24 protein-coding genes are annotated in these 25,956 nt (G+C 69.0%); 9 read left to right on the top strand and 15 right to left on the bottom strand.

From position 1 onward, the window contains the following. The first annotated feature begins 2 nt into the window (after positions 1-2). Together LRR16_RS09195 and LRR16_RS09200 are read left to right on the top strand one after the other, a co-directional pair. Positions 3-1,496 (top strand): SidA/IucD/PvdA family monooxygenase, encoded by a 1,494-nt coding sequence (locus LRR16_RS09195; protein ID WP_006579957.1) that lies wholly within the window; start codon positions 3-5, stop codon positions 1,494-1,496. 159 nt (positions 1,497-1,655) lie between these two features. After that, positions 1,656-2,825 (top strand): peroxidase-related enzyme, encoded by a 1,170-nt coding sequence (locus LRR16_RS09200; RefSeq protein WP_232205668.1) that lies wholly within the window; start codon positions 1,656-1,658, stop codon positions 2,823-2,825. A gap of 396 nt (positions 2,826-3,221) precedes the next feature. Here LRR16_RS09200 and LRR16_RS09205 read toward each other — a convergent pair whose 3' ends face one another. The 3 genes from LRR16_RS09205 to LRR16_RS09215 all read right to left on the bottom strand — a co-directional run bounded on the left by LRR16_RS09205 (position 3,222) and on the right by LRR16_RS09215 (position 8,117). Continuing rightward, positions 3,222-6,416, bottom strand: coding sequence for a DNA translocase FtsK 4TM domain-containing protein (locus LRR16_RS09205; RefSeq protein ID WP_232205669.1), 3,195 nt, complete (start codon positions 6,414-6,416; stop codon positions 3,222-3,224). Between the two features lie 96 nt (positions 6,417-6,512). Further along, positions 6,513-6,926, bottom strand: a complete 414-nt coding sequence (locus tag LRR16_RS09210) for a DoxX family protein (RefSeq protein ID WP_064573534.1) — start codon at positions 6,924-6,926, stop codon at positions 6,513-6,515. 225 nt (positions 6,927-7,151) lie between these two features. After that, positions 7,152-8,117: a LysR substrate-binding domain-containing protein gene (locus LRR16_RS09215; protein ID WP_064573831.1), complete on the bottom strand. Its 966-nt coding sequence runs from the start codon at positions 8,115-8,117 to the stop codon at positions 7,152-7,154. Positions 8,118-8,267: 150 nt separating this feature from the next. Here LRR16_RS09215 and LRR16_RS09220 point away from each other — a divergent pair, with 150 nt between their 5' ends. Both LRR16_RS09220 and egtB read left to right on the top strand, forming a co-directional pair. Next, complete coding sequence (locus tag LRR16_RS09220; RefSeq protein ID WP_064573532.1) at positions 8,268-8,891, top strand: FMN-dependent NADH-azoreductase; 624 nt, start codon at positions 8,268-8,270, stop codon at positions 8,889-8,891. Positions 8,892-9,112: 221 nt separating this feature from the next. Then, positions 9,113-10,414: an ergothioneine biosynthesis protein EgtB gene (egtB, locus tag LRR16_RS09225; RefSeq protein ID WP_232205670.1), complete on the top strand. Its 1,302-nt coding sequence runs from the start codon at positions 9,113-9,115 to the stop codon at positions 10,412-10,414. A 144-nt stretch (positions 10,415-10,558) separates the two neighbouring features. Here the strand turns inward: egtB and LRR16_RS09230 are convergent, their stop codons facing one another. The 6 genes from LRR16_RS09230 to mltG form a co-directional block, all read right to left on the bottom strand. Beyond that, a complete protein-coding gene (locus tag LRR16_RS09230) occupies positions 10,559-11,287 on the bottom strand; it encodes an ankyrin repeat domain-containing protein (RefSeq protein ID WP_232205671.1) in 729 nt (242 codons plus the stop codon). Continuing rightward, the gene (locus LRR16_RS09235; protein WP_232205672.1) at positions 11,280-12,077 is read right to left on the bottom strand and encodes a TatD family hydrolase; all 798 of its coding nucleotides are present in this window, start codon (positions 12,075-12,077) and stop codon (positions 11,280-11,282) included. Before LRR16_RS09235 ends, LRR16_RS09230 begins: the two co-directional genes overlap by 8 nt. 42 nt (positions 12,078-12,119) lie before the next feature. Then, positions 12,120-12,638, bottom strand: coding sequence for a GNAT family N-acetyltransferase (locus LRR16_RS09240; protein WP_232205673.1), 519 nt, complete (start codon positions 12,636-12,638; stop codon positions 12,120-12,122). 83 nt (positions 12,639-12,721) lie between these two features. Then, positions 12,722-13,753 (bottom strand): DNA polymerase III subunit delta', encoded by a 1,032-nt coding sequence (locus tag LRR16_RS09245; RefSeq protein WP_232205674.1) that lies wholly within the window; start codon positions 13,751-13,753, stop codon positions 12,722-12,724. 118 nt (positions 13,754-13,871) lie between these two features. Continuing rightward, on the bottom strand, positions 13,872-14,486 hold the full coding sequence (tmk, locus tag LRR16_RS09250; RefSeq protein ID WP_232205675.1) for a dTMP kinase: 615 nt from the start codon (positions 14,484-14,486) through the stop codon (positions 13,872-13,874). Positions 14,487-14,503: 17 nt separating this feature from the next. After that, a complete protein-coding gene (gene mltG / locus LRR16_RS09255; RefSeq protein WP_006578264.1) occupies positions 14,504-15,499 on the bottom strand; it encodes an endolytic transglycosylase MltG in 996 nt (331 codons plus the stop codon). A gap of 308 nt (positions 15,500-15,807) precedes the next feature. Between mltG and LRR16_RS09260 the strand changes: the two genes are divergently transcribed. The 3 genes from LRR16_RS09260 to LRR16_RS09270 are packed head-to-tail and all read left to right on the top strand — an operon-like array spanning position 15,808 to position 18,046. Then, positions 15,808-16,815: a folate-binding protein YgfZ gene (locus tag LRR16_RS09260; RefSeq protein WP_232205676.1), complete on the top strand. Its 1,008-nt coding sequence runs from the start codon at positions 15,808-15,810 to the stop codon at positions 16,813-16,815. A gap of 49 nt (positions 16,816-16,864) precedes the next feature. Next, positions 16,865-17,155 (top strand): DUF4936 family protein, encoded by a 291-nt coding sequence (locus LRR16_RS09265; RefSeq protein WP_006579545.1) that lies wholly within the window; start codon positions 16,865-16,867, stop codon positions 17,153-17,155. Positions 17,156-17,203: 48 nt separating this feature from the next. Continuing rightward, positions 17,204-18,046 carry an NRDE family protein gene (locus tag LRR16_RS09270; RefSeq protein ID WP_006579546.1) on the top strand — a complete coding sequence of 281 codons (843 nt, stop codon included), beginning with the start codon at positions 17,204-17,206 and terminating at the stop codon, positions 18,044-18,046. A gap of 106 nt (positions 18,047-18,152) precedes the next feature. Here LRR16_RS09270 and LRR16_RS09275 read toward each other — a convergent pair whose 3' ends face one another. From LRR16_RS09275 to LRR16_RS09295, 5 genes are all read right to left on the bottom strand, one after another. Then, complete coding sequence (locus LRR16_RS09275; RefSeq protein WP_370646781.1) at positions 18,153-19,265, bottom strand: MFS transporter; 1,113 nt, start codon at positions 19,263-19,265, stop codon at positions 18,153-18,155. A gap of 246 nt (positions 19,266-19,511) precedes the next feature. Further along, positions 19,512-19,940: a GNAT family N-acetyltransferase gene (locus LRR16_RS09280; protein ID WP_006579547.1), complete on the bottom strand. Its 429-nt coding sequence runs from the start codon at positions 19,938-19,940 to the stop codon at positions 19,512-19,514. 119 nt (positions 19,941-20,059) lie between these two features. Further along, positions 20,060-20,497 (bottom strand): YbgC/FadM family acyl-CoA thioesterase, encoded by a 438-nt coding sequence (locus LRR16_RS09285; RefSeq protein WP_023264187.1) that lies wholly within the window; start codon positions 20,495-20,497, stop codon positions 20,060-20,062. Positions 20,498-20,671: 174 nt separating this feature from the next. Further along, a complete protein-coding gene (locus LRR16_RS09290; RefSeq protein WP_064573510.1) occupies positions 20,672-21,658 on the bottom strand; it encodes a tripartite tricarboxylate transporter substrate binding protein in 987 nt (328 codons plus the stop codon). A 104-nt stretch (positions 21,659-21,762) separates the two neighbouring features. After that, the gene (locus tag LRR16_RS09295) at positions 21,763-22,797 is read right to left on the bottom strand and encodes an alpha/beta hydrolase (RefSeq protein WP_232205678.1); all 1,035 of its coding nucleotides are present in this window, start codon (positions 22,795-22,797) and stop codon (positions 21,763-21,765) included. Positions 22,798-23,093: 296 nt separating this feature from the next. On the opposite strand from LRR16_RS09295, the gene LRR16_RS09300 reads away from it, so the two are divergent. Both LRR16_RS09300 and LRR16_RS09305 read left to right on the top strand, forming a co-directional pair. Next, positions 23,094-24,242, top strand: a complete 1,149-nt coding sequence (locus LRR16_RS09300; protein WP_232205679.1) for an iron-containing alcohol dehydrogenase — start codon at positions 23,094-23,096, stop codon at positions 24,240-24,242. Between the two features lie 138 nt (positions 24,243-24,380). Beyond that, the gene (locus tag LRR16_RS09305) at positions 24,381-24,917 is read left to right on the top strand and encodes an O-acetyl-ADP-ribose deacetylase (protein ID WP_232205680.1); all 537 of its coding nucleotides are present in this window, start codon (positions 24,381-24,383) and stop codon (positions 24,915-24,917) included. Positions 24,918-24,961: 44 nt separating this feature from the next. Here the strand turns inward: LRR16_RS09305 and LRR16_RS09310 are convergent, their stop codons facing one another. Then, positions 24,962-25,879, bottom strand: a complete 918-nt coding sequence (locus LRR16_RS09310; protein ID WP_232205681.1) for an alpha/beta fold hydrolase — start codon at positions 25,877-25,879, stop codon at positions 24,962-24,964. Positions 25,880-25,956 lie beyond the last annotated feature (77 nt).

Below are 25,956 nucleotides of genomic sequence, written 5' to 3' on the forward strand. Positions count from 1 at the left end.
CGATGTCCACGACCGATTCCACACTGTCTTCCGCTCCGGCCGGCCTGCCCGCGCTGGAAGCCCGCCTGCGCCAGGACCTCGCCTGGCTGGACCTGCCCGCCAAGCCGTGGGTGCCGCCGCGCCAGTTCGACGGCGCGCCGGTGCTCGACGTCGCCATCATCGGCGGCGGCATGGCCGGCCTCGCGGCCAGCGCGACGCTGAAGCATCTGGGCATCGCTGCCCGGATTTTCGACCGTGCGCCGGCGGGTTTCGAAGGGCCATGGGCCACCACCGCCCGCATGGAAACCCTGCGCTCGCCCAAGCAGCTGACCGGCCCGGCGCTCGGCCTGCCCGCGCTGACGTTCCGCGCCTGGTTCGAGGCGCAATTCGGCACGGCGGCATGGGACGCGCTCGACAAGATTCCGCGCCTGCAATGGATGGACTATCTGCGCTGGTATCGGCAGGTGCTCGATCTGGACGTGGCCAACGAACACACCGTCGATACCGTGCTGCCCCGCGCCGACGGCCTGGTCGAACTGCGGATGACCACACCCGCCGGCCCACGGCGCGTGATGGCGCGGCGCGTGGTGCTGGCCACCGGGCGCGATGGCCTGGGCGGCCCGCTGCTGCCATCCTTCGCGCAGGACCTGCCGGCCCATCTGTGGGCGCACTCGTCCGATCCGATGGATTACCGCCTGCTGCGCGGCAAGCGCGTCGGCGTGGTTGGGGCCGGCGCATCGGCGATGGACAGTGCCGCGACCGCGCTGGAGGCCGGCGCGGCCAGCGTCGACCTGCTGATCCGCCGCGCCGAGATTCCGCGCATCAACAAGAGCAAGGGCTCGGGCAACCCCGGGCTGACGCACGGCCACTACGGACTGCCCGATCAGTGGAAATGGCGGCTGCGCCATTACATCAACAGCGAACAGGTGCCGCCGCCGCGCGGCAGCACGCTGCGCGTGTCGCGCCACGACAATGCGCGCTTCCATGTCGGCTGCCCGATCGAGCGAGTCGAAGTCCGCGGCGGAGTTGGCGGCGGGGGCGACAGCGATACGCTGCGCGTGCACACCGCCAAGGGCGTGTTCGAGCTCGACTTCCTGCTGCTGTCGACGGGCTTTCGCGTCGATTTCGGTGCGCGTCCGGAGTTCTCGGTCATCGCACCGCAGATCCGGCTGTGGGGCGACCGCTTCCAGCCGCCGGCCGGCCAGGAAGACCCGGAACTGCGCGATTCGCCCGACCTGGGCCCGGTATTCGAATTCCAGGAGAAGACGCCCGGCGCCTGCCCCGGCCTGTCGCGCGTGCACTGCTTCTGCTATCCGGCCGCGCTGTCGCACGGCACGATTTCGGGCGACATCCCGGCCATCAGCGACGGCGCGCGCCGGCTGGGCCAGGGCATCGCCGCGCTGCTGTACCAGGAAGACGTCGAGACCCATTTCGCCGTGCTGCAGGCCTATGCCGAGCCGGAGCTCTACGGCGACGAATGGACGCCGGCGCCGCCGCCTGCGCTTCAAGGGCAATGAACACGATCGGCCGTGATGTCGTTCCCGCGAAGGCGGGAACCCAGCGTATTTGGAAGTCACTGGGTCCCCGCGTGCGCGGGGACGACGGATTCGCTGGCAAGCGCCGAACCCTGCTCCTTCGCTGACCGCTGACTTTTCTGGCTTTTTCCTTCCGACACCATGACTGCTTCGTTCACCCCAGCCAACGCCACCGCCGAACTCGACCTGATCGACCGCCTCGCGGGCCTTGCCGCCGGCAGCGCCACGCATGTGCTGCGTCATCAGCGCGACAAGGTCGCCGTCGCGACCGAGGGCAGCTATCACACGATGTTCGATCCGGCCCTGCCCGGCCTGTCGCTGACCGAACGCCTCGCGGTCGCGCTGTATGCGTCGCGGCTGACGCCGTCGGCCGAACTGACCGCGCACTATCTGGATCGGCTGCGCGCGGCCGGCGCCGATGCCGAGACGGTGGCGGCGGCCGACGGTGCGCGTCTCGATGCCGTCGCCGATGCGCGGCTGTGCGCGATGCTGGCCTTCACGCGCAAGCTGATCGAAAAACCGGTCGAAGGCGACCGCGCCGCGCTGCTGAGCCTGCCGGCCGCCGGACTGTCAACGCCCGAAGTCGTGACGCTGGCGCAGCTGATCGCCTTCCTGTCATACCAGGCGCGGCTGGTCGCCGGTCTGCGCGCGTTGAGCGGCGCGTCGCAGGGCGAGGCGCTGCCGAGCGACCTGGCGCCGGCCGCTGCGGCGACCACGAGGCCGGGCGACATCATTCGCATCAACGGCTTCACCAATGAAGTGCTGGACTGGAAGGCATGGCTCGACGTGGTGCCGGTCGACCGGGCGACGCCCGAGCAGATCGCCGTGCTCGAGGAAAGCCATCCGAAAGCCAAGGTCTCGGACTACTACCTGTTCCTGGTGCACCAGCCGGAGATCCTGCGGCAGCGTTCGGCGGCCTTCAACGCGATCATGTACGCGCCCGGCGGCATGGCGCGCGCCGAGCGCGAACTGGCGAGCACCGTGGTGTCGTGCATCAATGGCTGCGTCTACTGCGCGTCGGTCCATGCGCAACGCTTCGAACAGCTGGCCAAGCGCAACGACGCGATCGCGCAGGTCTTCGACAATCCGCGCACGGCCGGCACCACCGCGCGTGAGCAGGCCATCGCGCGCTTCTCGGTCGCGCTGACCGAGCACCCGGACCGCATCGGCGCGGCGTCGCTGGCGGCGCTGCGCGAAGCAGGATTGAGCGATGCCGAGATCCTCGACGGCATTCACGCCATTGCGATCTTTGCGTGGGCGAATCGGTTGATGTTGAATCTGGGCGAGCCGGTGGTGGCAGTGCAAGCGTAAGGGGATGTTGGGCCGCTGCTTGCCCTCTCCCCGGCCCTCTCCCGCAAGCGGGAGAGGGAGAACACCGACGGTATTTTTTGCTCCCGTTGCCCGCCTTCCGGGTAGCGGGAGAGGCGGAACATCAGCGGTAATTTTTGCTCCCCCTTGCCCGCCCTCCGGGTAGCCGGAGAGGGAGAACGCCGACGGTATTTTTTGCTCCCCTTGCCCGCCCTCCGGGTAGCCGGAGAGGGAGAACACCGACGGTATTTTTTGCTCCCCTTGCCGCCTTCCGGGTAGTGGGAGAGGGACAACATCGGCGGACTTTGCTATCGCGCTTGGCTGCTCCCCTCGCCCGCTTGCGGGAGAGGGGCCGGGGGAGAGGGCAAGCGGCGCTCGCCAACCGCCACCGTCCGCGCGCTACTCCTGCCCCCCAGGTGCCAGCACATCGCGCGCCCCATTGCGCCCCATCGGCGAAACCAACCCCGCCACTTCCATCTGTTCGATCAGCCGCGCCGCGCGGTTGTAACCGATGCGCAGATGGCGCTGTACCGCCGAGATCGACGCGCGGCGCGACGTCAGCACGAAGGCCGCGGCTTCGTCGTACAGCGGATCGGCCTCGGCATCGCCGCCGGGCCCGTCGCCGAACAGATCGCCGCCACTGGCTTCAGCCGGATCGGGCGCGAGAATGGCGTCGTCGTAATCCGGCTCGCCGAACTGCTTCCAGTGCTCGACGACGCGGTGGACCTCATCGTCGCCGGCAAAGGCGCCGTGCACGCGTTGCGGATAGCCAGTGCCAGGCGGCAGGAACAGCATGTCGCCCTGGCCCAGCAGGCTTTCGGCGCCCATCTGGTCCAGGATCGTGCGCGAGTCGATCTTCGACGAGACCTGGAAGGCCACGCGCGTCGGGATATTGGCCTTGATCAGCCCGGTGATCACGTCGACCGACGGGCGCTGCGTGGCCAGGATCAGATGGATGCCGGCCGCGCGCGCCTTCTGCGCGAGGCGCGCGATCAGTTCCTCGATCTTCTTGCCGGCCACCATCATCAGGTCGGCCAGCTCGTCGATCACCACCACGATCAGCGGCAGCGTCGACAGCGGCTCGGGCGCGTCCGGCGTCAGCGAGAACGGATTGCGGACCTTGTCGCCGGCGGCCTCGGCGGCGCGGATCTTCTGGTTGTAGCCGGCCAGGTTGCGCACGCCGAGCGCCGACATCAAGCGGTAGCGCTTCTCCATCTCGCCGACGCACCAGTTCAGCGCGTGCGCGGCCTGCTTCATGTCGGTGACCACCGGCGCTAGCAGATGCGGGATGCCCTCGTACACCGACAGCTCCAGCATCTTCGGGTCGATCATGATCATCCGCACATCGTCCGGCGTGGCCTTGTACAGCATCGACAGGATCATCGCGTTGATCGCCACCGACTTGCCCGAGCCGGTGGTGCCAGCCACCAGCAGGTGGGGCGCGCGCGCCAGATCGGTGACCACCGGATTGCCGGTGATGTCCTTGCCCATCGCCAGCACCAGCCGCGAGGCATGGGCCTGGAACGACGAGGCGGCGACGATCTCGGACAGGCGGATCATCTCGCGGCGGGCATTGGGCAATTCGAGGCCCATGCAGGTCTTGCCGGGAATCGTTTCGACCACGCGGATCGAACTGACGCCGAGCGCGCGCGCCAGATCCTTCATCAGCCCGACCACCTGCGCCCCGCGCACGCCCATCGCGGGCTCGACCTCGAAGCGCGTGATCACCGGACCGGCCGACGCGCCGACCACGGACACCGGCACCTTGAACTCGGCCAGCCGCTGCGCGATCAGCTCGCCGGTCTCGGCCAGATGCTGTTCGGAGACCTGCTCGGCGTGTTCGACGGCCGGTTCCAGCAGATCGATGCCGGGCAGGCGGTAGTCGACGATGCGGGGCGGCGGTGGCGGGACGATCGGCTGAGCCGGTGCGGCCGGTCTTGCCGTCGCATTGGCGACCGCGGGCGGCGCTGCGGCGTCGAGCGGCACCGCGCGGCCGACCACGGCCGGCAGCACGATGCGGGGCTTTTGCGCCGGGGCCGGCGTGGGGTCGGCTGTTTCCGGTGCGGCTTCGCGCGCGGTTTCCGAAGTGTGTTCCATCGTGCCGGCGGACGCTGCGGCGACATCGTCCGGCTCGTGCCACGGCGGTTCCCAGGCTGGCGTGGGCATGGCCGCCGGGGTCGGCTCTGGCGTCGGCTCGGAAACCCGCTCGGTATTCGGCTCGGTATTCGGCTCGGTATTCGGCTCGGGATACGGCTCGGGATACGGCTCGGGATACGGCTCGGATCCGCCCGCCGGCGGCAACGCCACGGCCGGCGTCGCGTCATCGGACTGCGTCAGTGCAAGCTCGTGGACGGTGGCGACCGCGATGGGCTGGACTTCCGCTGGAGCGGCCGGCCCGCCGTCAGCCGCGAGCTCGCTGCCCGGCTGGCCCTGTTCGGCGCCAGCCAGTGCGCGCAGTTCGGCCAGCAGCGCCTGCGCCTCGGCGCGGATCGCCTCGTACGCGGCGGTCTGCTCGGCGTCCGCTGGCTCCGCTTCGGCCGGGTGAGATTCGGCCGGCGCGGCCGTCGCTTCCGCTACGGCCATCGGTTCGGCTACGGCTGCCGCTGCGGCCACGTCGTCGGCCGACACGGAGGTGCCCTGCTCCACGGCCGGCGCCGCCGTCGGGGAAGGCACCGCTACGTTGCCGCCATTCGCCGGCACAGCGCTCGCCGCCCTCGCCTGCGGCTGCGCTGCGGGCAACGTCGTGATTGCAGCGCGCAAACCCAGTTGCGGCTGATGGAAGGGACTGGCGACGACGGTCGCGCGCAGTTGCCCGCGCGACGAAGCGGCGGCGGCAGCGGACGCGGTCGATGCCACAGCGGCCGTCGGCGCAACGGCTGCCGGCCGCGATGGTGCCGAAGCGGTCGTCCTGGCGGGCGGAGATTTCTGCGCTGGCGCGGTTGCCGCGGCGCTCGCCGGTGGAACGGTTCGGGTCGGTTGCGTCGGATGCAGCCAGATTTCGCCGGGCTGTGGCGGCGACACGCGGGTGCGCGGCGGCGGTTGCCACGCCGGCGACCGTCGGGCCGACACCGCTTCGATGCCCTTGTGGCGGGCCGTCGGGCGCCGGACGCTGTCGTCGCCAACCGGCGTCCATCGCGTGGCCGCGGGAGCCGGCATGGAAGCTTCACGCAGCGGACGCGACGCGGCAGGCACCGCTTCTTCGCTCGCATCGCCGGCAGCGGCATGGCGCCGCGGCTTGCGTGCGAACAGGCTGGGCCAGGTCTCGCCGAACACCATCGGCGCGGCCAGCGCCAGCACACCGAGCATCAGCAGCAGCGCGCCGGTCCAGCCGAACAGATCGGCCGCGATGCCGGCCACCCCTGCCCCGGCGGCGCCGCCGGAGGACGCGCTGGGCTCCACGTCGGACGAGGCCGACGCGCTCGCGGTCAGCGCCTCAAGCGCCGCGCTCGCGCACAGCGTCAGCGCACTGCCGAGCCAGACGCGCAGCGTGCCGGGCCCGGAAAACACCGGCTGTCCTGCCAGCATGCGCGCGACCATGCGCCACGCCAGCGGCAACAGCCAGAAGGTCGACAATCCGAACCAGCCCAAACCCATATCGCTACGCCATCGAAAAAACCACGGGCAGCGATTGTAGCGGTTATGCCGCCGGTGCCGTCCCTGCCACAGCCAAAAAACGCCGCGCGCGGCGGATCAATTCAGCGGCCCGCCGGCTCCGCCGACGCTGAAGCGGCCCGCACCGAGCAGCATCACCGCGACCGCGGCGCCGAGGAACATGCCCTGCAGTTCCAGCTCCCAGCCACCGCTCTTGTTGAGCATGCCCAGCTGATGCATATGGACCAGGCCGACCGCGAACAGCATGTTGATGACGATCACCAGCGCCGCGGCGCGCGTCCACAGGCCGATGATCAGCAGCACGGGCGCCAGCACTTCGCCGATGTAGACGCCATAGGCGAGGAAGGAAGGCAGGCCCGCCTGGTCGACCATCTGCACGATGTGGCCGGGGCCGTTGATGACCTTGGCGATGCCGTGCAGCAGGATCAGTATTCCCAGCACGATGCGCAGCACCGCCTTGCCCAGATCCTGAGAACCATGAGTAGCAGCCATCGATGTCACTCCTTTGGTGGTTGACGCAAACGGGTCCCCGGTTCGATCCGTGCGCGGACGTTGTAGGCGCCTTGCGCTGCACGCGAGGCGCCCCTGTACCTTAGCGCCGGTTCGCGTGAAGGTAAAGCCGCAAATGCTTGCGGAGTCCTTGCTGGGCGCGGGTTGTGGCGCGGATCGCAACACCGCGGCATGCCGCCCGCGCCGAACCGTCCGCACGACGGCGGATCAGCCCGGGGCCGCCGGCGGCAGCGGCTGGTTCATGCCGGGCGGCATGATCGGCTGCATGCCGGCCTGGCGCACGTTCTCGGGCAGGATCTCGGTCAGGAAATCCAGGAAGCGCCGCACCGCCGGCGGCATGCCGGTCCTCGATGGGAAGACCGCGTGCAGGGTCCCGACCGGCATGCGCCATTGCGGCAGCAGCACTTCCAGCTCGCCGCGCTCGATCGCCTCGCGGCAATACATGCGCGGCAGCATCGCGACGCCGATGCCTTCGACCGCGGCCGACAGCAGCACCGCGAACTCGTCGCAGACCAGCCGGGGATCGTAGGGAATCTGCGTGGGCGGCTCGTCGCCGATCGACAGGTTCCACACATGGCGCCCATCGTGCGGCTTCTGCCCGACGCCCGGCACGCCGGCCAGCGCCTTGGGCGTGCGCGGCCGGCCGATCGCGTCGAGCAGGCCGGGGCTCGCCACCAGCGTCAGCGGACTGGAGCCGAAGGTGCGGATCGCCAGCGACGAGTCGTCGAGCACCTCGCGCACGCGCAGCGCCAGATCGTAGCCCTCCCCGATCACGTCGACGCGCCGATTGGTGGCGTCGATCTCGACCCGCACGCCGGGGTTCTCGCGCATGAAGCGCCCGATCGACGGCGCCAGCAGGTTCTGCGCGATGCCGACCGCGCAGGCGACGCGCAGATGTCCGCCGGGCTGGGCGCGCGCCTGCTCGACGACGTCGCGCGCGGCCTGCGCCTCCGACAGCATCGCCTTGCAGCGCTCGTAGAACGCCTCGCCCAGCGGCGTCACGCGGACCTGCCGCGTGGTCCGGCGCAGCAGCTGCACGCCGAGCTCCTTTTCCAGCTGGGCGATGCGCCGGCTCAGGCGCGACTTGGGCACGCCGGTGGCGCGGCTGGCGGCGGAGAAGCTGCCGTGCTGGACCACCTGGGCATACAGATAGAGATCGTTGAGGTCTTGCATGGTCGCCATCGTAAGGGCTGAACGGCCGGCGTGGCCGGGGTGGCTCGTTCTATAGGCAGAACAATAATTTCCATTATGGATCACTACCGACATCAATCGCCAGCCATTATCTTTCCTCACATCCAAACCAATTCCGATGTGGAGAGCGTGATGAAGATTCTGCAAATCGATTCGAGCGTACTGGGCGACAACTCGGTGTCGCGCAGCCTGACGGCGCAAGTGGTGGCGGATCTGCGCGCCCGCCATCCGGAGGCCACCGTGACCGTGCGCGATCTGGACAAGGAGGCAGCGCCTCACCTGTCCGGCCATCTGCTGCCGGTGCTGGGCGGCCCGAAGGAAGGGCTGGACCCGGTGCAGCAGGCCGAACTGGAGCGCACCGAGGCCTGGCTGAAGGAATTCCTCGAGGCCGACGTGCTGGTACTTGGCGTGCCGCAATACAACTTCGGCATCCCGAGCCAGCTCAAGGGCTGGATCGACCGGATCGCCCAGGCCGGCCGCACCTTCCGCTACACCGAAAACGGTCCGGTGGGCCTGGCCGGCGGCAAGAAGACCATTGTGGTGTCCTCGCGCGGCGGCGTGCGCCAGGACCCGAACGGCCTGGATCTGCACGAGGTCACGATCGACACGGTGCTGCGCTTCCTCGGCATCACGGACATCACCTATGTCCGCGCCCACGGCCTGGCGATGGGGCCGGAATACCGGACTGCCGGCCTCGATGCCGCCCAGCGCGAGCTGGCCGCGCTCAACGACGAGAACGGCCGCCTGGCCGCCTGATCGCGGCGCTGCTGACAGGCCTCTGACGGCAAGCGCCGTCAGAGGCTGCCCGACTCCCCGCAGGGAGGGATCGCGTCTATGATGGAGCGGTTCGTACCTGCGGTTTCGGCGTACGCCCACTCGGGGGAGCAGGCGCTGCCGCGCGATGCGCGGGCTGGCCGGAACCGGCCACGGCGACGGTGCCAGGCAGGCATCGCCGCGCCATCGACCCCGGAGCCCGCATGCCCTCTTCCCTGTTGCCCGCCAGCGTCGTCCCCCCTCCGCAGGAGCCGGCGCTGCTGTCCCGGTATCGCCATATCCGCGCCGCCACCGAAGCGATGGTGGCCGATATCAGCGACGCCGACGCGACGGTGCAATCGATGGACGATGCCAGCCCGGCCAAATGGCATCTGGCCCATACCACCTGGTTCTTCGAGGAATTCGTGCTGACGGCGCGCATCCCGGACTACGAGCCGGTCGATGCGCGCTACCGCTATCTGTTCAATTCGTATTACGAGGCCGTCGGCGCGCGCCATCCGCGCCCGCGCCGGGGCCTGCTGACCCGGCCCACGCTGGACGAGGTGCTGGCCTACCGCGAAGCGGTCGACGAGGCGATGTTCGATCTGCTGATGCGCGCGCAGACCGACGAGGAAGCGGCGCTGATCGAACTGGGCCTCAATCACGAACAGCAGCATCAGGAGCTGCTGCTGACCGACATCCTGCATCTGTTCGCGCAGAATCCGCTCAAGCCCGCGTTCGCGCCCGAACTGGTGGCCCCGGTGATCGCCGATCCGCGGCCCGCGCCGGAATGGCTGACCTTCTCCGGCGGCGTGGTATCGATCGGCCATGAGCTCGGCCAGGATCGCGCCGGCTTCGCGTTCGATTGCGAGGGGCCGCGGCACCCGGTGCTGCTGCACCCCTACCAGTTGTCTTCGCACCCGGTGACCAACCGGCAGTGGTTCGAATTCATCGAGGATGGCGGCTATCGCAGCGCCGGGCTGTGGCTGTCGGACGGCTGGCGCTGGGTCGGCGAGCAAGGCATCGAGGCGCCGCTGTATTGGGAGGAGCGCGACGGCACCTGGTGGCAGATGACGCTGCGCGGCATGCATCCGGTCGATCCGGAGAGCCCGGTCACCCATATCAGCTACTACGAGGCCGATGCCTTCGCGCGCTGGGCCGAACGCCGGCTGCCGACCGAGGCCGAATGGGAGCATGCGGCGCGCAACCTGCCGGCCACCGGCAATTTCCTGGAAGGCCGCGCGCTGCGGCCGCTGCCCGACCGGCAGAACACCGCCGGCGCGCTGCGCCAGATGTACGGCGACGTCTGGGAATGGACCGCCAGCGCCTTCCTGCCTTATCCGGGCTTCCGCCCCAGCCCCGGCGCGGTCGGCGAGTACAACGGCAAATTCATGAGCAACCAGATGGTGCTGCGCGGCGGCTCGTGCGTGACACCCGAGTCCCATATCCGCGCGACCTACCGCAATTTCTTCTATCCGCACCAGCGCTGGCAGTTCACCGGCGTGCGGCTGGCGGACGATGCCTAGCCGGCCGTTGCCGCGATCCGCTTGATCGCTCGGCCGGATCGCCGGCGGTAGCGAGGGTTGGCGCCCTCTCCCGCTTGCGGGAGAGGGCAGACAAGCCGGCAACGCCTTGCGCCCCCGCCAGCGGGAGAGCGAATCTTCCAGGTCTTACCACCCCGCCTTGCCCTTCCCCTTGCCGCCGTCCATCGGCGTGTCCGGAAACTGCTTCTGCCAGCGCGAGCGCAGCCCCTGGGCGATTTCCGGCTGGTTATAACGGTCGGCGAAATCGATCGCCGTCATGCCCTGCTGGTTGCGGATCCGCAGGTCGGCGCCCTCGTCCAGCAGCAGCTTGACGGTCTCGATATGGCCGCCACGCGCGGCCATCATCAGCGGCGTGGTGCCGTTCGGGCTTTCCGCGTCGACATAGGCCGACTCTTCCAGCAGGTAGCGGACGATCTCCAGATGGCCGTTGGTGGCCGCGTAGTGCAGCGGGGTCCAACCGGTCTTGTTGATCTCGACCTGGCGCTGCTCGACCATCAGCTTGACCATGTCCAGCTGGCCTTGCAGCGCGGCCATCATCAGCGCGGTTTCGCCGGCGGCATTGGTCTTGTCGAAATCGAGGTTCTTCGCCTGGATCAATGCTTCGGCGGCCTTCAGCGACTTCTCGCGCAGCGCCGCCACCAGCAGCGGATCGCCACGGCGGTCGGTCAGGTTCGGATCGACGCCGCGCGACAGCAGCTTCCGCACTTCATAACCGTTGTCCAGTTCGACCGCCAGCCGGAGGTCGTCGGCCGGCGCCGCCAGCGCCGGCAGCGCGCCGCCGGTCAGCGCCACGGCCAGCACCGCGGCCCGCACCGACGCCAGCAAAGGGCCGCGTAGCGACTTCATATCAAGCATTAGCAGTCCTTTCTATGTGCTTGAACAGATTGAAGAAGTTGTCCGTCGTCTGCTGCGCGACCTGCTCCACCGGCAGCCCGCGCAGCGTGGCGATGAACTCGCCGACATGCCGCACCCAGGCCGGCTCGTTGGTCTTGCCGCGGTACGGCACCGGCGCGAGATACGGCGAATCGGTCTCGATCAGCATCCGCTCGAGCGGCACCTTGCGCGCGGTCTCCTGCAGCTCGACCGCATTCTTGAAGGTCACGATGCCCGAGAACGAGATATGGAAGCCCATGTCCAGCGCCTGCCGGGCGACGTCCCAGGTCTCGGTGAAGCAGTGCAGCACGCCGCCGACTTCGCCGGCATTCTCTTCACGCATCAGCCGCAGCGTGTCCTCGGCCGACGAACGGGTATGGATGATCAGCGGCTTGCCGGTCTGGCGCGCGGCGCGGATATGGGTGCGGAACCGCTCCCGCTGCCATTCCATCTCGTCGATGCTGCGGCCGTTGAGCCGGTAGTAGTCCAGCCCCGTTTCGCCGGTGCCGACCACGCGCGGATGGTTCGACAGCGCGACCAGCCGCTCGACGGTCGGCTCCTCGGCACCGTCCTCGTAGTCCGGATGCACGCCCACCGAGGCGTACAGGTTCGCATGCTGCTCGGCCAGCGCCAGCACGCGCGGGAAATCCTCCAGCGTCACCGAGATGCACAGCGCATGGGTGACCCGGTTCTCGCGCATATGCGCCAGCAGTTCGGGTAGGCGCGCGGACAGGTCGGGGAAGTCGAGGTGGCAGTGGGAATCGACAAACATGGCAGATCGGGGAATCAGGCAGATTGGGCGGACGGGGACAGATCAAGCGCTCTGGTCGACGCGCCGCCCCACGATGATCAGGTCGCGCTCGATGCCGTCGAGCACCGCGACGCGCGGCAGCTCGCCCCAGCGGGCAAAGCCGAGCCGTTCGAACAGCGCCAGGCTGGGCGCGTTATGGCCAAAGATGAAGCCGAGCAAGGTATTGACGCCGATCGCCGGCGCGTGGGCCATCGCCCGTTCCAGCAGCAGGCGGCCCAGGCCCTGCCCGCGAAAGCGCTCGTCCAGGTAAATGGACACCTCGCTGGTGGCGCCATAGGCCGGCCGGCCATAGAAATCCGAATAGCTGAGCCAGCCGGCCAGTTGGCCGCCAGCGTCCTCGACCACCCACAGCGGCCGGCGCTCGGGACCGTGCGCATCGAACCACGGCTGACGCGAGGCGACGCTGACCGGCTCGGTGTCGGCGGTGACCATCCGCGAGGCAACCGTGCCGTTATAGATCGCGACGATGCCAGGCAGGTCCTGGCGCTGTGCGTCACGCACGGTGAAACCGCTTGCTTCCATGTTTCTCTTCTTTTTTAAATCAAACTGTTATGGCAGGAACTTCACGTCTTTTATGAGAAACGCGCCGCCGGTGTGAGCGATGCTTAAACCGGCTGCCGCGGGAACAGCTGCCGGTAGTCCATCAGCACCGCCTCCATCACCAGACGCGCCGCCAGCGGATGCTGCTCATGGCGGCGGTGCTGGACCAGTCGTCCGGCGAAAGCCTGCAGCCGATGCGCGTCGGTCGCCCCGGCGCAGCGCCGCAGCGCCGCCATCTCGCCCGGGAAATAGCGCGCTGCGCCCTCGCCGCCGAGGCATAGCGCCAGCAGATCGTAGGTCCAGCGCTGCAGGATGCCCAGCACCGACGGCACCGGCAGCTTCTGCAGCTGCTCGGCGGCGGCCAGCGCGTCGAGGGCGGGACCCGTGGCAAGCTGTCCGACCAGCCAGCGCTGCAGCGGCAGTTCTTCGGCCTCGGCCGCATGCAGCGCCGTCAAAGGGGCGCCGCCGGCCTGCGCCAGCTGGGCCGGCGCATCGGCGACACCTTGCGCGCGCAACCATTCGAGCGCAGCCTGCTCGCCCGGCCGGCGCAGCGCGACCTGGCGGCAGCGCGACAGGATCGTCGGCAGGATCCGGTCGATCCGGTCGGTGACCAGCAGGAACACCGTCGCGGGCGGCGGCTCCTCCAGCGTCTTCAGCAGCGCGTTGGCGCCTTCGTGCTGCAGCGCGTCGAGCGGGTAGATCACGACCGGCCGCAGCCCGGAGCGGTGCGTGCCGATGCCGACCGCCTCGATCAGCGCCCGTACTTGCTCCATCCGGATGATCTTGCTGGGCGCCTTCTTCTTCCCGCCGCCCTCGTCGGCCTTGGCGTCGGCATCTGAATCGCCGCCTTCCATCGCCTCCGGGCGCACCACGGTGAAGTCCGGATGGTTGCCCTGGCCGAACCAGTGGCAGGCCGCGCAGGTGCCGCAGGGCTGGCCATCGGCGAGCGGGGTATCGCACAGCAGCGCCTGGGCGAAGTGCAGCGCCAGGTCGCGCTTGCCGATGCCTTGTTGGCCATGCAGCAGCAGCGCGTGCGGCAGCCGGCCGCGCAGCGCCATCAGTTGCCGCCAGTCTTCGGTTTGCCAGGGATAGAGCATGGAAATCAACGCGTTATCGGCAGAAATTGATGTTGCTTGAGAGCATGGGGCGTTGTTGCGGATTCGACAACGACGATACCGCCCCCCGCTATCATCGAGTCTTGATACTGTATGTGCGTCAAAGACTTGCGAGAATTTCCTCAAGCGTCTTCTGAATATCCGCGATCGGCCGCGTGCTGTCGATCAGACGGAAGCGCATCGGTGCCTCTTCTGCCCGCCTCAGGTATTCGGCCCGGGTCCGCGCAAAAAAGGCGGCCGACTCGGCCTCGAACTTGTCCGGCTCGCGCGCGCCGGCCAGGCGGGCGCTGGCGACCTCCAGCGGCACATCGAACAGCAGCGTCAGGTCCGGCTGCAGATCGCCCTGCACCCAGCGCTCCAGCGCTTCCAGCCGCTCCCGGGCCAGGCCGCGTCCCCCGCCCTGGTAGGCGAACGTCGCATCGGTAAATCGGTCGGAGATGACCCAATCGCCGCGCGCGAGCGCCGGTTCGATGACTTCGGCCAGATGCTCGCGGCGGGCGGCAAACATCAGCAGCGCCTCGGTCTCCAGATGCATCGGCCGGTGCAGCAGCAATTGGCGCAGGTCCTCGCCCAGCGCGGTGCCGCCTGGCTCGCGGGTCGTCACCACTTGCCTGCCCTGCCCCAGCCGCTGCTGCAGGCGCTCGGCGAACCACGCCAGGTGCGTGCTCTTGCCGGCGCCGTCGATGCCTTCGAAGGTAATGAATGTTCCGCGCATGGCGATCGTGTTCGTGATTATTTGCCGCGCTGGTATTGATCGACCGCGCGATTGTGTTCGGGAAGCGAGTTGGAGAAGTGGCTGGTGCCGTCGCCGCGGGCGACGAAATACAGCGCGTCGGTCGGCGCCGGCGTGGTCGCCGCCGCCAGCGACGCCACGCCCGGCAGGGCGATCGGCGTGGGCGGCAGGCCGGTGCGGGTGTACGTATTGTACGGAGTGTCGGCCTGCAGATCGCGCTTGCGCAGGTTGCCGTCGAACACCTCGCCGATGCCGTAGATCACGGTCGGATCGGTCTGCAGCATCATGTTCTTGCGCAGCCGGTTGATGAAGACGGCGGCGATCATCGGCCGTTCGGCGGCCTGGCCGGTCTCCTTCTCGACGATCGACGCCATGATCAGCGCGTCGTAAGGCGTCTTGTACGGCAGGTCGGGCGAGCGCGCGTTCCAGGCCTCGTTCAGGCGCCGCTGCATCGCCCGGTAGGCGTGCTTGTACAGCTCCACATCGCTGCTGCCGCGGGCGAACAGATAGGTGTCGGGGAAGAACAGCCCCTCGGCCGAGGGCTCGGTGGCGCCGATCGCCTTCAGCAGGTCCGCCTCGCTCATCCCCTTGGTGTCGTGGCGCAAGGCCGGATGGGCATCGACGGCCGCGCGCATGCGGCGGAATTCCCACCCCTCGATCACCGTCAGCACATGGTGGTTGACCTCACCGCGCGCGATGCGGCCGATCACCTGCAGCGGCGTGACGCCGCTCTCGAACTGGTAGCCGCCCGCCTTCAGGCTGGCGTGGTTGCCGGTCGCCCGGGCCAGCAGCACGAACAGCCGGGTATCGATCGGCACGCCGCCGCGGGCCACCTGACGGGCGACGCTCGGCACGCTGGAATTGGGTTTGATGATCACTTCGAGCGGCGAGCTGCGCAGCGTCAGCGGCTGGTTGGCCCACCAGGCGAAGGCGCCGGCGGCGGCCAGCGCGAATGCCACGGCGGCCAGAACCAGCCGGGAGAAAAAACGTTTCATCGACAAGCTTGGGTAAGGTGCGGATAAATGCGCTCAACGGGCGGATCTGCGCGCGGATCTGCGTGCAGCCTGCGTGTATCGGTGTCGCGGGCCCTGCCGCGCGGCGCCAACAGGGCAAAGCGGCAAGGGTGGAAGGCCCCACCGGTGACCAGAAGACGGCCGCCGGCCGCAATGACGGCAGACCCATATAATACCGGGAGCCTTGTCCGGGGCCGCCGCTCGCCGAGTCACAAGTTGTGACAGGCCCCGCACAAGCCATCCGCCAACCGTGCCGGCCCGCGCGCCGGCTTCGAATTCGAATTCTCTCCATGCACGCCCCCAATCCCGCCCGCGCCGCCCAGTTCGCCGCCCTGCGCCAGGACGGCGTCGTTTGCCGCCCCGCCAACCTCGGCCTGATCCGCGTGGCCGGCGATGATGCCGCCACCTTCCTGCACAGCCAGCTGACCAACGCCGTCGAGGACCTGCCGCAGGGGCAGGCCCGGCTGGCTGGCTATTGCTCCGCCAAGGGCCGCCTGATGGCGACGCTGCTGATCTGGCGCGACGCCCACGGCATCGCCATGCAGCTGTCGGCCGACCTGCAGCCGGCAATCCAGAAGCGGCTGTCGATGTTCGTGCTGCGTGCCAAGGCCAGACTGTCGGACCTGGGCGCGGAGGCCGGCATCGTCGGCGTGGCCGGCGCCAAGGGTGACAGCGCGCTGGCGGCCGCCGGCCTGCCCGCGCCGGCAGAACCCTGGAGCACCGCCGGCGCCGGCGAGGCGACCGTGATCCGCCTGCCCGACGCCGACGGCGTGCCGCGCTGGCAGGTCGTGGCCCCTGCCGCGCAGGCCGATGCCCTGGGCGAAACGCTGGGCACCACGCTGCTGCAAGCCGATGCCGAACTGTGGGACTGGCTCGAGATCCGCGCCGGCATCCCGCGCATCGTCGTCGCCACGCAGGAACAGTTCGTGCCGCAGATGATCAATTACGAGCTGATCGGCGGCGTCAATTTCCGCAAGGGCTGCTACCCGGGCCAGGAAGTCGTCGCGCGCAGCCAGTACCGCGGCACGCTCAAGCGCCGCATGTGGCTGGTCAGCGGCGAAGGCGAGACGCCGGACGAAGGCGCCGAGATCTATCGTGCCGACGATCCCGGACAGCCGAGCGGCATGATCGTCAACGCGGCGCCCAAGCCGGACGGCGCCGGCTGGGACGCGCTGGCCGAGCTGAAGATCGATGCGGCCGGCGCGAGCCTGCATCTGGGCCATGCCGAAGGGCTGGCGATCACCGTGGGCGAGCTGCCCTACCCGGTGCCGCTGCTGGCCACCGATCCGGCCGCCTGAGGCCGGCCTTCCCACGGCCCGCAGCAAGACGCCGCAAGGAGACGCCACGATGAGCGACCACCTGTTCGTCTACTTCCGCGTGCGCGAGCAGGATGCCGCCGAGGCGCTGCCGCACTGGCACCGCTGGATGGCCACGGTGGCCGAAGCCACCGGGATCGGTGGTACGCTGATGCGCAGGCCCGAAACCCGCGCCGGCCTGCAGACCTGGATGGAGGCCTACGCCGACGTGCCGCCGGCCTTCGATGCGACGCTCGACGGTCTGTGGCGGCAAAGCGGTTTGCAGCACTGGCTCGAAGGCGAGCGCCAGGTCGAACGCTTCGTCGACCTGGACCTGTTGTAGCGCGGTGCCGCCCACAGCGATGCGGCGGCCCGCAACAAGGAAAGGCTTATGTGTTTGATCCTCGTCGCCTGGCAGGCCCACCCCGACTATGCGCTGGTGGTCGCGGCCAATCGCGATGAATTCTATGTCCGCCCGGCGGCGCCGGCGCACTGGTGGGACGATGCGCCCGAAGTGCTGGCCGGCCGCGACCAGGCGGACGTGATCGGCGAGCCGGGCACCTGGATGGGCGTGACCGCGGGCGGCCGCTTTGCCGCGCTGACCAATTACCGCGCGCCTTCCGAAAAGCGCACCGATGCCCGCTCGCGCGGCGAACTGGTGGCCGGCTTCCTGCGCGGCGAGGCGTCGCCCGAGCAATACGTCGGCGATCTCGCGCGCGGCGCCGGCATCCGCAGCCCCGGCGCCTACAACGGCTTCAACCTGCTCGCGGGCGATCTCGACGCGCTGTGGTGGTACAGCAACCGCTCGCCCGACGGCGCCCCGCAGCGGCTCAAGCCCGGCCTGTACGGGCTGTCCAACGCGCTGCTCGACACGCCGTGGCCCAAGGTGCGCAGCCGCGTCGGCGCGCTGGCCGAGACGCTGGCCGCCGACACCGGCGCACCCGGCGCCAGCGTCGAGCCCTATCTGGCGCTGCTGGCCGATACCCGCCAGGCCTGCGATTTCGAACTGCCGCAGACCGGCGTCGCGCCCGAATGGGAGAAGCTGCTGTCGTCGGCCTTTATCCGTTCGCCGTCTTACGGCACGCGCGCCAGCACGGTGCTGCGGGTGCGCCACGATGGCCGCTTCGACCTGAGCGAGCGCAGCTTCGACGCGTCCGGGCCGATCGGCGAGGTCTCGTACCAGGGCCAGATGAACGTGGTCAGCAGCGCGGGCACGATTCCGGCGCCGCGCTAAAGTCCAGCTGTCGTTCCCGCGCAGGCGAGAACCCAGTGGCTTAGACAGGCGCCGCTGGCAAAGACACTGGGCCCCCGCCTGCGCGGGGGCGACAGGATATGGACTGTCAGGCGGCAAGATACCGCCGCACCGTCCGCGCCCCGGCCAGCGCGATCCATCCCATCGTCAGCGCCACCAGGCCAAGTCCATAGCGCAGGTCGCTGGCGTGAGCGACGCCGCCGATCATCACCGGCCCCAGCATCAGCCCGATATAGCCGAAGCGCGCCACGCGCGAGATGCCCTCGGCCGGGGGCACACCGGGCAGCCGCGATGCCGCCACGAAGAAAATCGGCACCATATTGGCCGCCCCCAGGCCCATCATCGCGAAGCCCAGCAGGCTCGCCCACGGCGCTGGCCACAGCAGCGCCAAGCTGATGCCGACGAAAGCCAGCCAGGCGCTCGCCGTCAGCGTGCCGGCGTCGCTCCAGCGCGCCCGCGCCAGATCGCCGGTGAAGCGGCCGACCGCCATGCCGCCCGAGAACGCGGCATAGCCAAAGCTGATCCAGCCGATCGGCGCCTGCGCGATCTCGCGCATATAGACGCTGGTCCAGTCGTACATCGCGCCCTCGCCCACCAGCCCGAGAAACGCCATCAGGCCCAGCAGCCACAGCGCGCGGCCGGCGTGGTCGTGCCCCTTGCCGGCGTGCGGCGCAGTCGGGTGGTCCGGCAGCAGCCAGCGCTTCGACGCCAGCCCCACGCCGGCGGTCAGCAGCGCCATGCCGATCGCGTGCGCCAGCGGTGGAACCTGCAGCGACAGCAACAGCCCGCCAACGGCCGCGCCGACCATGCCGCCGAGGCTGAACATGCCGTGCAGCGCGGACATGATCGGCTTGTGGCGATTCGACTCGACCGTGGCGGCCTGCGCGTTCATCGCGACATCAAACACGGCGCTGGCCATGCCGAAGGCGATCAGCGCGGGCACCAGCGCGTAGAAATGCGGCATCGCCAGGATCGCGATGGTGGCCAGCCCATAGGCGACGCCGCCCGACACGCAGGCGCGCGTGCTGCCGACCCGGGAGATCCAGCGTCCCACCGGGCCCATCGCGACGATGGCGCCGAAGGCCACCGCCAGCATCGCCATCGACAGCACGGCATCGGACAGGCCGAAGCGCGCCTTGATCGTCGGGATATGGACGCCCCAGGTGGCGAAGGTCGCGCCATTGACGAAGAACAGCGCCATCGTGGCCCAGGTGGCCGGCGCGGTACGCTGCGGCGGAGGCGGATCGGGCGGTGCGGGGGGATGCGGGGCCGAAGCGGACGGCCGCGGCAGATCGGTGGACAGGTCGTTCATGCGAGACGGTGGGTACGGCTCGGTATGGTCCTGCATGGTCTCATACCGCCGCCGCGCCGGCCGTCGGCCGATGACTGACGCGCGGGCGCTCGAGCGTCGCCCGAGCGTCGCTCGAGCGTGTTCGGCCCTTGGAGGCTAGCCTCCCAGCCGCTTGCGCATCTCGATATGGGGAATGCCCGCTTCCTCGAACGGCTCGCCGACCTGCTGGAAGCCGACGCGCGCGTAGAACGGCGCCGCATGCGACTGCGCGTTGAGCACCAGTTCGGGATAGCCGAGTGCCTCGGCCTTGGCCATCAGCGCATCGAGCACGCGGGCGCCGACGCCGGTGCCGCGCGCGCTGGCCAGCACCGCCATGCGGCCGATGTGGCCGTCCGGCAGCAGGCGGCCGGTCGCCACCGCGACGCCCTGCGCGTCATAGGCGATCGCATGCCAGCTGGGCTCGTCCCATTCGTCCCACTCGAGCTCGACCGGTACGCCCTGTTCTTCGACGAACACGGCATAGCGGATCGCGCGCGCGGTCTCGCGCGCTTCGGACCAGGGCAGCAGGCGAACGGTAAGGGTCATGATGCAGGGATGGCGCGTCGGTTGGCGAGGATCGGCATGATACCCGCGTCGGACCGATCTTTCAGCGGACGCGGGGGTGGCCCGTGCCGCGGCCCTTCATCTTGTCGAGATGGGCAGGCTTACTGCTCCGGCGCCACCGTCTCGTACGTGACGATCGCCTCGCGCACGGCCGCCGGCACCGGGGCCGAGCGCTGCGTCGCCGGATCGGCGCAGACGTAGACGATCTCGCCGGTGATCAAATGCTCGTCGCCGCGGTACATCTCGACGCGGAACAGCATGCTCGAGCGGCCGATGCGCGCGATGCGCCCGCGGATGTCCAGCATGTCGTCGAAGCGCGCTGAGCCGTGGTACTCCAGCGTCGACTTGACGACGTACATGTCCACGCCATGCGCGTGCAGCACGTCCTCGGGATAGCGAATGCCGACCGCGCGCCAGTACTCGGTCACGCAGATATCGCAATAGGTCAGGTAATGCGCGTTGAAGACGATCGACTGCGGATCGACCTCGGCCCAGCGCACGCGCAGCGGCATGCTGTGGCGAAACTCTTCCTTGGCCATGCGGGGTCCTCGGGTAAGACAGCGTCCGGGAAATTCGTCGCCCCCGTGAATGCGGGGGCCCAGCGGCTTTTCCCATTTCCGCGTGGCGCGGCAAGCCACTGGGTCCCCGCCTGCGCGGGGACGACGGGATCAACGGCCCTCGGCGAGGGCCAGCGCACATATTGCTGCCGCGGCTTACTGCGGCCGAGCCAGGCCCAGCTTCTCGATGATGGCCTTTTCCTTCTTGACCGTATCGGCCGCGAACTTCGCGTACTGCTCGCTGTTCATGTAGAACGGCTCCATGTCGAACTTGGCCAGCGACTCGCGGTAGTTCGGCATCTCCATCGCCTGCTTGAACGCGTCATGCAGCTTCTTGACGATCTTCGGGTCGGTGCCCTTGGGCGCGGCCAGGCCGAACGGCGAGGTCTGCACGATGCCCAGGCCCAGCTCCTTGAGCGTCGGCACGTTGGGGAAGCGCGGCGAACGCTTGTCGCCCCACACCGACAGCAGGCGCAGGCGGCCCTGCTCGACGTACGGCGCCCAGGCCGGCGTGTCGGCCACCGACATCACGTGGCCGCCCAGCAGCGCCTGCATCGACTCGGAATTGCCCTTGAACGGGATGTGCGAGAACTGGACGTTCTGCTTCATCGCCAGCTCTTCCATCGTCAGATGCAGCGTCGTCATCGAGCCGGGCGTGCCGTAGGTCAGCTTGCCGGGGTTGGCCTTGGCGTAGGCGATGTACTCCTGCATCGTCTTGATCGGCGAATCGGCCGGCACGACCAGGCCGAACGCATAGCCGGCCAGGTTGATCACATAGGTCAGGTCCTTGACCGGGTCCCAGTTGATCTTGGTCGTGTACGGCAGGCGGAACACCGGCAGCGGGATCTGCGCCAGCGTATAGCCGTCGGGCGGCGTGGCCTGCATCATCTGCGCCGGCAGCACGCCGCCGGCACCGGGCTTGTTCTCGACGATCACCGGCTGGCCCAGGATCTTCGAGGCGTTCTCCGCGAGCACGCGGAACGGGATATCGGTGGAACCGCCCGCGGTATAGCCGATGATGAGGCGGATCGGCTTCTGCGGGAAATTGTCCGCCTGGGCGTGGGCCGCGGGGGTGGCGGCCAGGCCGGTTACCGCGGCGGCGGCGATGGCGCCCGCGCGGGCGAGGAAGTGGCGGCGTTGCATCTGTAGTCGTCTCCTGTTGCTACAAGGTACTGCTCGGGTACTCGTGGATTGCCTGAAAAAACCGGGGGTTCTGCGACCGCCTTGGCTTGGCATCGAGCGCGGCCCTAGTTGGGCGGCGCCGTGCCGAAGGCCGTCCGCAACGCGCGCACGGCATCGTCGTGCGCGCGCGCCACTGCCGGGACGAAGCGTCCCAGCTTGAAGAAATCATGGATCATGCCGGGGTAGTCCGCCACTTCTGCCGGCACGCCGGCGGCGCGCAGCTTGCCGGCATACGCGACGCCTTCGTCGTGCAGCGGATCGTAGCCCGCCACCGCGATCCAGGCCGGACAGCACCCGGCCACATCCGCACCGCTGCCGCCGCCATCGAGCGGCGCAAAGCGCCAGTCGTCGCGGCTCTGCTCGCGGTCCAGATACTGCGCGAAGAACCACTGGATCATCGACGCGGTCAGCAGATAGCCGTCGGCCAGCGCCCGCTGCGACGGCGTGTCCTGGCGCGCGCTGGTCCCCGGATACAGCAGCATCTGCAGCACCGGCGCGAGGCCGCGGTCGCGCGCCTCGACCGCACAGGCCGCCGCCAGCGTGCCGCCGGCGCTGTCGCCGCCCAGCGCAATGCGATTCGCATCCACGCCCAGCCGCGGCGCCTGCTCGAAGACCCAGTGCAGCACGTCGAACGCATCGTCGACGGCCGTGGGGAATTTCCATTGCGGTCCGAGCCGGTAGTCGACCGACAGCACCATCGCATCGGCGCGCGCGCACAGCAGCCGGCACAGCGGCTCGTGCGTGGCGATGCTGCCGACCGTGAAACCGCCGCCGTGGAAGTACAGCAGCAGCGGCAACGGCTCGGCCCAGTTCGCCTCGCGCGGCGCATAGAGCCGTACCGGAATCGGATGGCCATCGCGCGCGGGTACCGTCATGTCCTCGACGCTGTGCACCGGCGCCGGTGCCACGTCCAGGATCAGCGCGCTCTTCTCGTAGGCGGTCTTGGCGTCGGCCGGGTCCAGATGATGCAGCGGCGGCCGCTTGGCGCGCGCCACCATATCCAGCAGCTGCGCAATCTGCGGATCGAGCGGCTGAGCCGGCATGCCGGGCACGCTGGACTGGGGCGAGGACGCGGGGAACGCGGACGGGACGGCTGACATGAAGACGAGGCGATCGATGCGGTGGATCCGGTGTAACGGTGAACTGCGCGGCTGGAATTCCGGTGAAGTTCGAATTGTGAACGAGCGTTCGATTTTAGTATGATGCCAACGCTTTGTGGGCATACCGGCATGGAAAATGTGGCAATGCGACACCGCGTTTGCCCCCTCCCCACCCGACGGAAAACGCTGCGACAATCGTCCGGGCCTGGATTTGCACCGCGGCGCCGGCATGGCAGCGCAGCACGATACGGCCGCCCATCGCCCGCACCGACATAACAATCACGGAGACAAGCACGATGGCCTTTATCTATTACCTGACCCATATCCATCTCGATTTCGGCGCGGTCAAGCTGCTGAAGTCCGAATGCGAGCGCATCGGCATCCGGCGGCCGCTGCTGGTCACCGACAAGGGCGTGGTCGCCGCCGGCATCGCGCAGCGCGCCATCGACGCGCTCGCCGGGCTGCCGGTGGCCGTGTTCGACGACACCCCGTCCAACCCGACCGAGGCAATGGTGCGCCAGGCCGCCGCGCAATACCGCAGCGAGGGCTGCGACGGCCTGATCGCGGTCGGCGGCGGTTCTTCGATCGATCTGGCCAAGGGCATCGCCATCCTGGCCACGCACGAGGGCGAACTGACGACCTACGCGACCATCGAGGGCGGCAGCGGCAAGATCACCGAGCGCGCCGCGCCGCTGATCGCGGTGCCGACCACCTCGGGCACCGGCAGCGAGGTCGCGCGCGGCGCGATCATCATCCTCGACGACGGGCGCAAGCTCGGCTTCCATTCCTGGCATCTGCTGCCCAAGGCGGCGATCTGCGATCCCGAGCTGACGCTGGGCCTGCCGCCGGGGTTGACCGCGGCCACCGGCATGGACGCGATCGCCCATTGCATCGAAACCTTCCTCGCCCCGGCCTTCAACCCGCCCGCCGACGGCATCGCGCTGGACGGCCTGGAGCGCGCGTGGGCCCATATCGAACGCGCGACGCGCGACGGCAGCGACCGCGAGGCGCGGCTGAACATGATGAGCGCGTCGATGCAGGGCGCGATGGCGTTCCAGAAGGGGCTCGGCTGCGTGCATTCGCTGTCGCACCCGCTCGGCGGCTTGAAGATCGACGGCCGCACCGGCCTGCATCACGGCACGCTGAACGCGGTGGTGATGCCCGCGGTGCTGCGCTTCAATGCCGATGCGCCGAGCATCGTGCGCGAGGACCGCTATGGCCGCCTGCGCCGCGCCATGCATCTGCCTGCCGACGCCGATGTCGCGCAGGCGGTGTACGACATGACCGCACGGCTGGGCCTGCCGACCGGGCTGGCCGCGATGGGCGTGACCGAGGCGATGTTCGACAAGGTCGTGGCCGGCGCGCTGGCCGACCATTGCCACAAGACCAATCCGAAGGAAGCCAGCGCCGACGACTACCGGCGTATGCTGGCGGAATCGATGTAGGGCTCAACCGCTGCAAGCCGCGGTCGGTGTAAGCCGCAGTTGATGTAAGACGCAGTTGATGTAAGACGCAGTCGGTGTAGGGCGCAATCGTGTAAGGCTCGATCCGATGCCAACCGCATCGGGCGCAAGGAGGCAAGCATGGCTGGCGAACACTTGCAGGTGGTGCACGGCGATATCACGCGGATGGAGGTCGATGCGATCGTCAACGCGGCCAACAGCGGGCTGCTGGGCGGAGGCGGCGTCGATGGCGCGATCCACGGCGCCGGCGGTCCGGCCATCATGGCGGCCTGCCGCGAGATCCGCGATCGCCAGGGCGGCTGCCCGACCGGCGAGGCGGTGATCACGACTGGCGGCCTGTTGCCGGCGCCCTATGTGATCCACGCGGTCGGCCCGGTCTGGCGCGGGGGCAACGACAACGAGGACGCATTGCTGGCCAGCGCCTATCGCAGCAGCATCAAGCTGGCGGCCGAGCATCGGCTGCGCACGCTGGCGTTCCCCAATATCAGCACCGGGGTCTACGGCTTTCCGCGCGAACGCGCGGCCGATATCGCGATCGCCGCGGTGCGCGAGGCGCTGGCCGACGCCGACACGATCGAACAGGTGACCTTCGTCTGCTTCGACGACGAGAACTACCGGCTGTATCGGGAGCGGCTGGGGGCGTTTGGCGGGCTTTGATATACCGGCGGGTCAAGGGACGCCCTTGCGCCCCGTCCCTTTCCCTAGCTCAACGCGCTCCGAATCAGCAGATTGATCCGCTCCGGCTGCTCGTGCACGACCCAGTGGGTGCCTTCGGGAATCCGTTCGAGCCGCAGCTGTGGCACGAAGCGGTCGAGCCCGTCGACCAGTGACTTCGGCAGCGCGCGATCGTTCTCGCCCCAGATCACCAGCGTCGGCACGCGCACGACGAAGGCCTCCGGATCGAGGCGCGACAGATCGGGCGGCGGCTCGCCCGGCGCCGGCGGATGCAGCGGCGAGGCGCGATAGTAGTTGACGCTGCCGGTCAGCGGATGCGAACCGCCCTCGCCCGGCTGCGACCACGCGGCCAGATACTTGTCGCGCGTGTCGCCGCTGAACCAGTCCGGCGGCGCGTCGCCGCCGGACAGCAAGGCGGCCAGCTTCGCATGGTTGTCGGCCGCCAGCACCTCCTCACAGCCGGGCTTGCGCAGCCAGTTCATATAGGCCGACGCCGCCTGCTGCTGCGGATCCTCGGCCAGCGCCCGGGCGAACAGATACGGGTGCGGCGCGTTGACGATGACGAGCTGCTGCACCAGCGACGGATACTGGATCGCCAGGTTCCAGCACACCGCCCCGCCCCAGTCGTGCGCCACCACCACGCAGCGGTCATAGCCCAGCGCCGCGATGAACTGGACCAGATCCTCGACCAGATGGCGCGGCTTGTAGGCCTCGACCGCGGCCGGCTTGCTGGACAGATTGAAGCCGCGCAGATCCGGCGCAACCGCGAAATGGGTCTGGCCGAATTCGGCGAGCTGGGCCTCCCACGCGTACCAGAACTCGGGGAAGCCATGGACAAAGAGCATCAACGGCTTGCCGCGCTGCCCCGCGCTGGCATAGTGCAGCCGCGTGCCATTCGGCAGCGAGGCGTACTGCAGATGATGAATCACGGCCGATGTGCTCATGGTCTCCTCTCTGTGTGGTGCAAATGCCGTCGTCCCCGCGAAGGCGGGGACCCAGTGGCTTCCGCCGACGCGGAGAA

It is taken from the genome of Cupriavidus sp. UGS-1, from assembly GCF_021213615.1.
In the GTDB taxonomy this organism is placed as follows: domain Bacteria; phylum Pseudomonadota; class Gammaproteobacteria; order Burkholderiales; family Burkholderiaceae; genus Cupriavidus.

Coding starts and splice junctions, on each gene's coding strand:
- LRR16_RS09195 (WP_006579957.1), top strand. CDS start 3: ATGTCCACGACCGATTCCACACTGTCTTCCGCTCCGGCCGGCCTGCCC.
- LRR16_RS09200 (WP_232205668.1), top strand. CDS start 1,656: ATGACTGCTTCGTTCACCCCAGCCAACGCCACCGCCGAACTCGACCTG.
- LRR16_RS09205 (WP_232205669.1), bottom strand. CDS start 6,416: ATGGGTTTGGGCTGGTTCGGATTGTCGACCTTCTGGCTGTTGCCGCTG.
- LRR16_RS09210 (WP_064573534.1), bottom strand. CDS start 6,926: ATGGCTGCTACTCATGGTTCTCAGGATCTGGGCAAGGCGGTGCTGCGC.
- LRR16_RS09215 (WP_064573831.1), bottom strand. CDS start 8,117: ATGCAAGACCTCAACGATCTCTATCTGTATGCCCAGGTGGTCCAGCAC.
- LRR16_RS09220 (WP_064573532.1), top strand. CDS start 8,268: ATGAAGATTCTGCAAATCGATTCGAGCGTACTGGGCGACAACTCGGTG.
- egtB (WP_232205670.1), top strand. CDS start 9,113: ATGCCCTCTTCCCTGTTGCCCGCCAGCGTCGTCCCCCCTCCGCAGGAG.
- LRR16_RS09230 (WP_232205671.1), bottom strand. CDS start 11,287: ATGCTTGATATGAAGTCGCTACGCGGCCCTTTGCTGGCGTCGGTGCGG.
- LRR16_RS09235 (WP_232205672.1), bottom strand. CDS start 12,077: ATGTTTGTCGATTCCCACTGCCACCTCGACTTCCCCGACCTGTCCGCG.
- LRR16_RS09240 (WP_232205673.1), bottom strand. CDS start 12,638: ATGGAAGCAAGCGGTTTCACCGTGCGTGACGCACAGCGCCAGGACCTG.
- LRR16_RS09245 (WP_232205674.1), bottom strand. CDS start 13,753: ATGCTCTATCCCTGGCAAACCGAAGACTGGCGGCAACTGATGGCGCTG.
- tmk (WP_232205675.1), bottom strand. CDS start 14,486: ATGCGCGGAACATTCATTACCTTCGAAGGCATCGACGGCGCCGGCAAG.
- mltG (WP_006578264.1), bottom strand. CDS start 15,499: ATGAAACGTTTTTTCTCCCGGCTGGTTCTGGCCGCCGTGGCATTCGCG.
- LRR16_RS09260 (WP_232205676.1), top strand. CDS start 15,808: ATGCACGCCCCCAATCCCGCCCGCGCCGCCCAGTTCGCCGCCCTGCGC.
- LRR16_RS09265 (WP_006579545.1), top strand. CDS start 16,865: ATGAGCGACCACCTGTTCGTCTACTTCCGCGTGCGCGAGCAGGATGCC.
- LRR16_RS09270 (WP_006579546.1), top strand. CDS start 17,204: ATGTGTTTGATCCTCGTCGCCTGGCAGGCCCACCCCGACTATGCGCTG.
- LRR16_RS09275 (WP_370646781.1), bottom strand. CDS start 19,265: ATGGCGCTGTTCTTCGTCAATGGCGCGACCTTCGCCACCTGGGGCGTC.
- LRR16_RS09280 (WP_006579547.1), bottom strand. CDS start 19,940: ATGACCCTTACCGTTCGCCTGCTGCCCTGGTCCGAAGCGCGCGAGACC.
- LRR16_RS09285 (WP_023264187.1), bottom strand. CDS start 20,497: ATGGCCAAGGAAGAGTTTCGCCACAGCATGCCGCTGCGCGTGCGCTGG.
- LRR16_RS09290 (WP_064573510.1), bottom strand. CDS start 21,658: ATGCAACGCCGCCACTTCCTCGCCCGCGCGGGCGCCATCGCCGCCGCC.
- LRR16_RS09295 (WP_232205678.1), bottom strand. CDS start 22,797: ATGTCAGCCGTCCCGTCCGCGTTCCCCGCGTCCTCGCCCCAGTCCAGC.
- LRR16_RS09300 (WP_232205679.1), top strand. CDS start 23,094: ATGGCCTTTATCTATTACCTGACCCATATCCATCTCGATTTCGGCGCG.
- LRR16_RS09305 (WP_232205680.1), top strand. CDS start 24,381: ATGGCTGGCGAACACTTGCAGGTGGTGCACGGCGATATCACGCGGATG.
- LRR16_RS09310 (WP_232205681.1), bottom strand. CDS start 25,879: ATGAGCACATCGGCCGTGATTCATCATCTGCAGTACGCCTCGCTGCCG.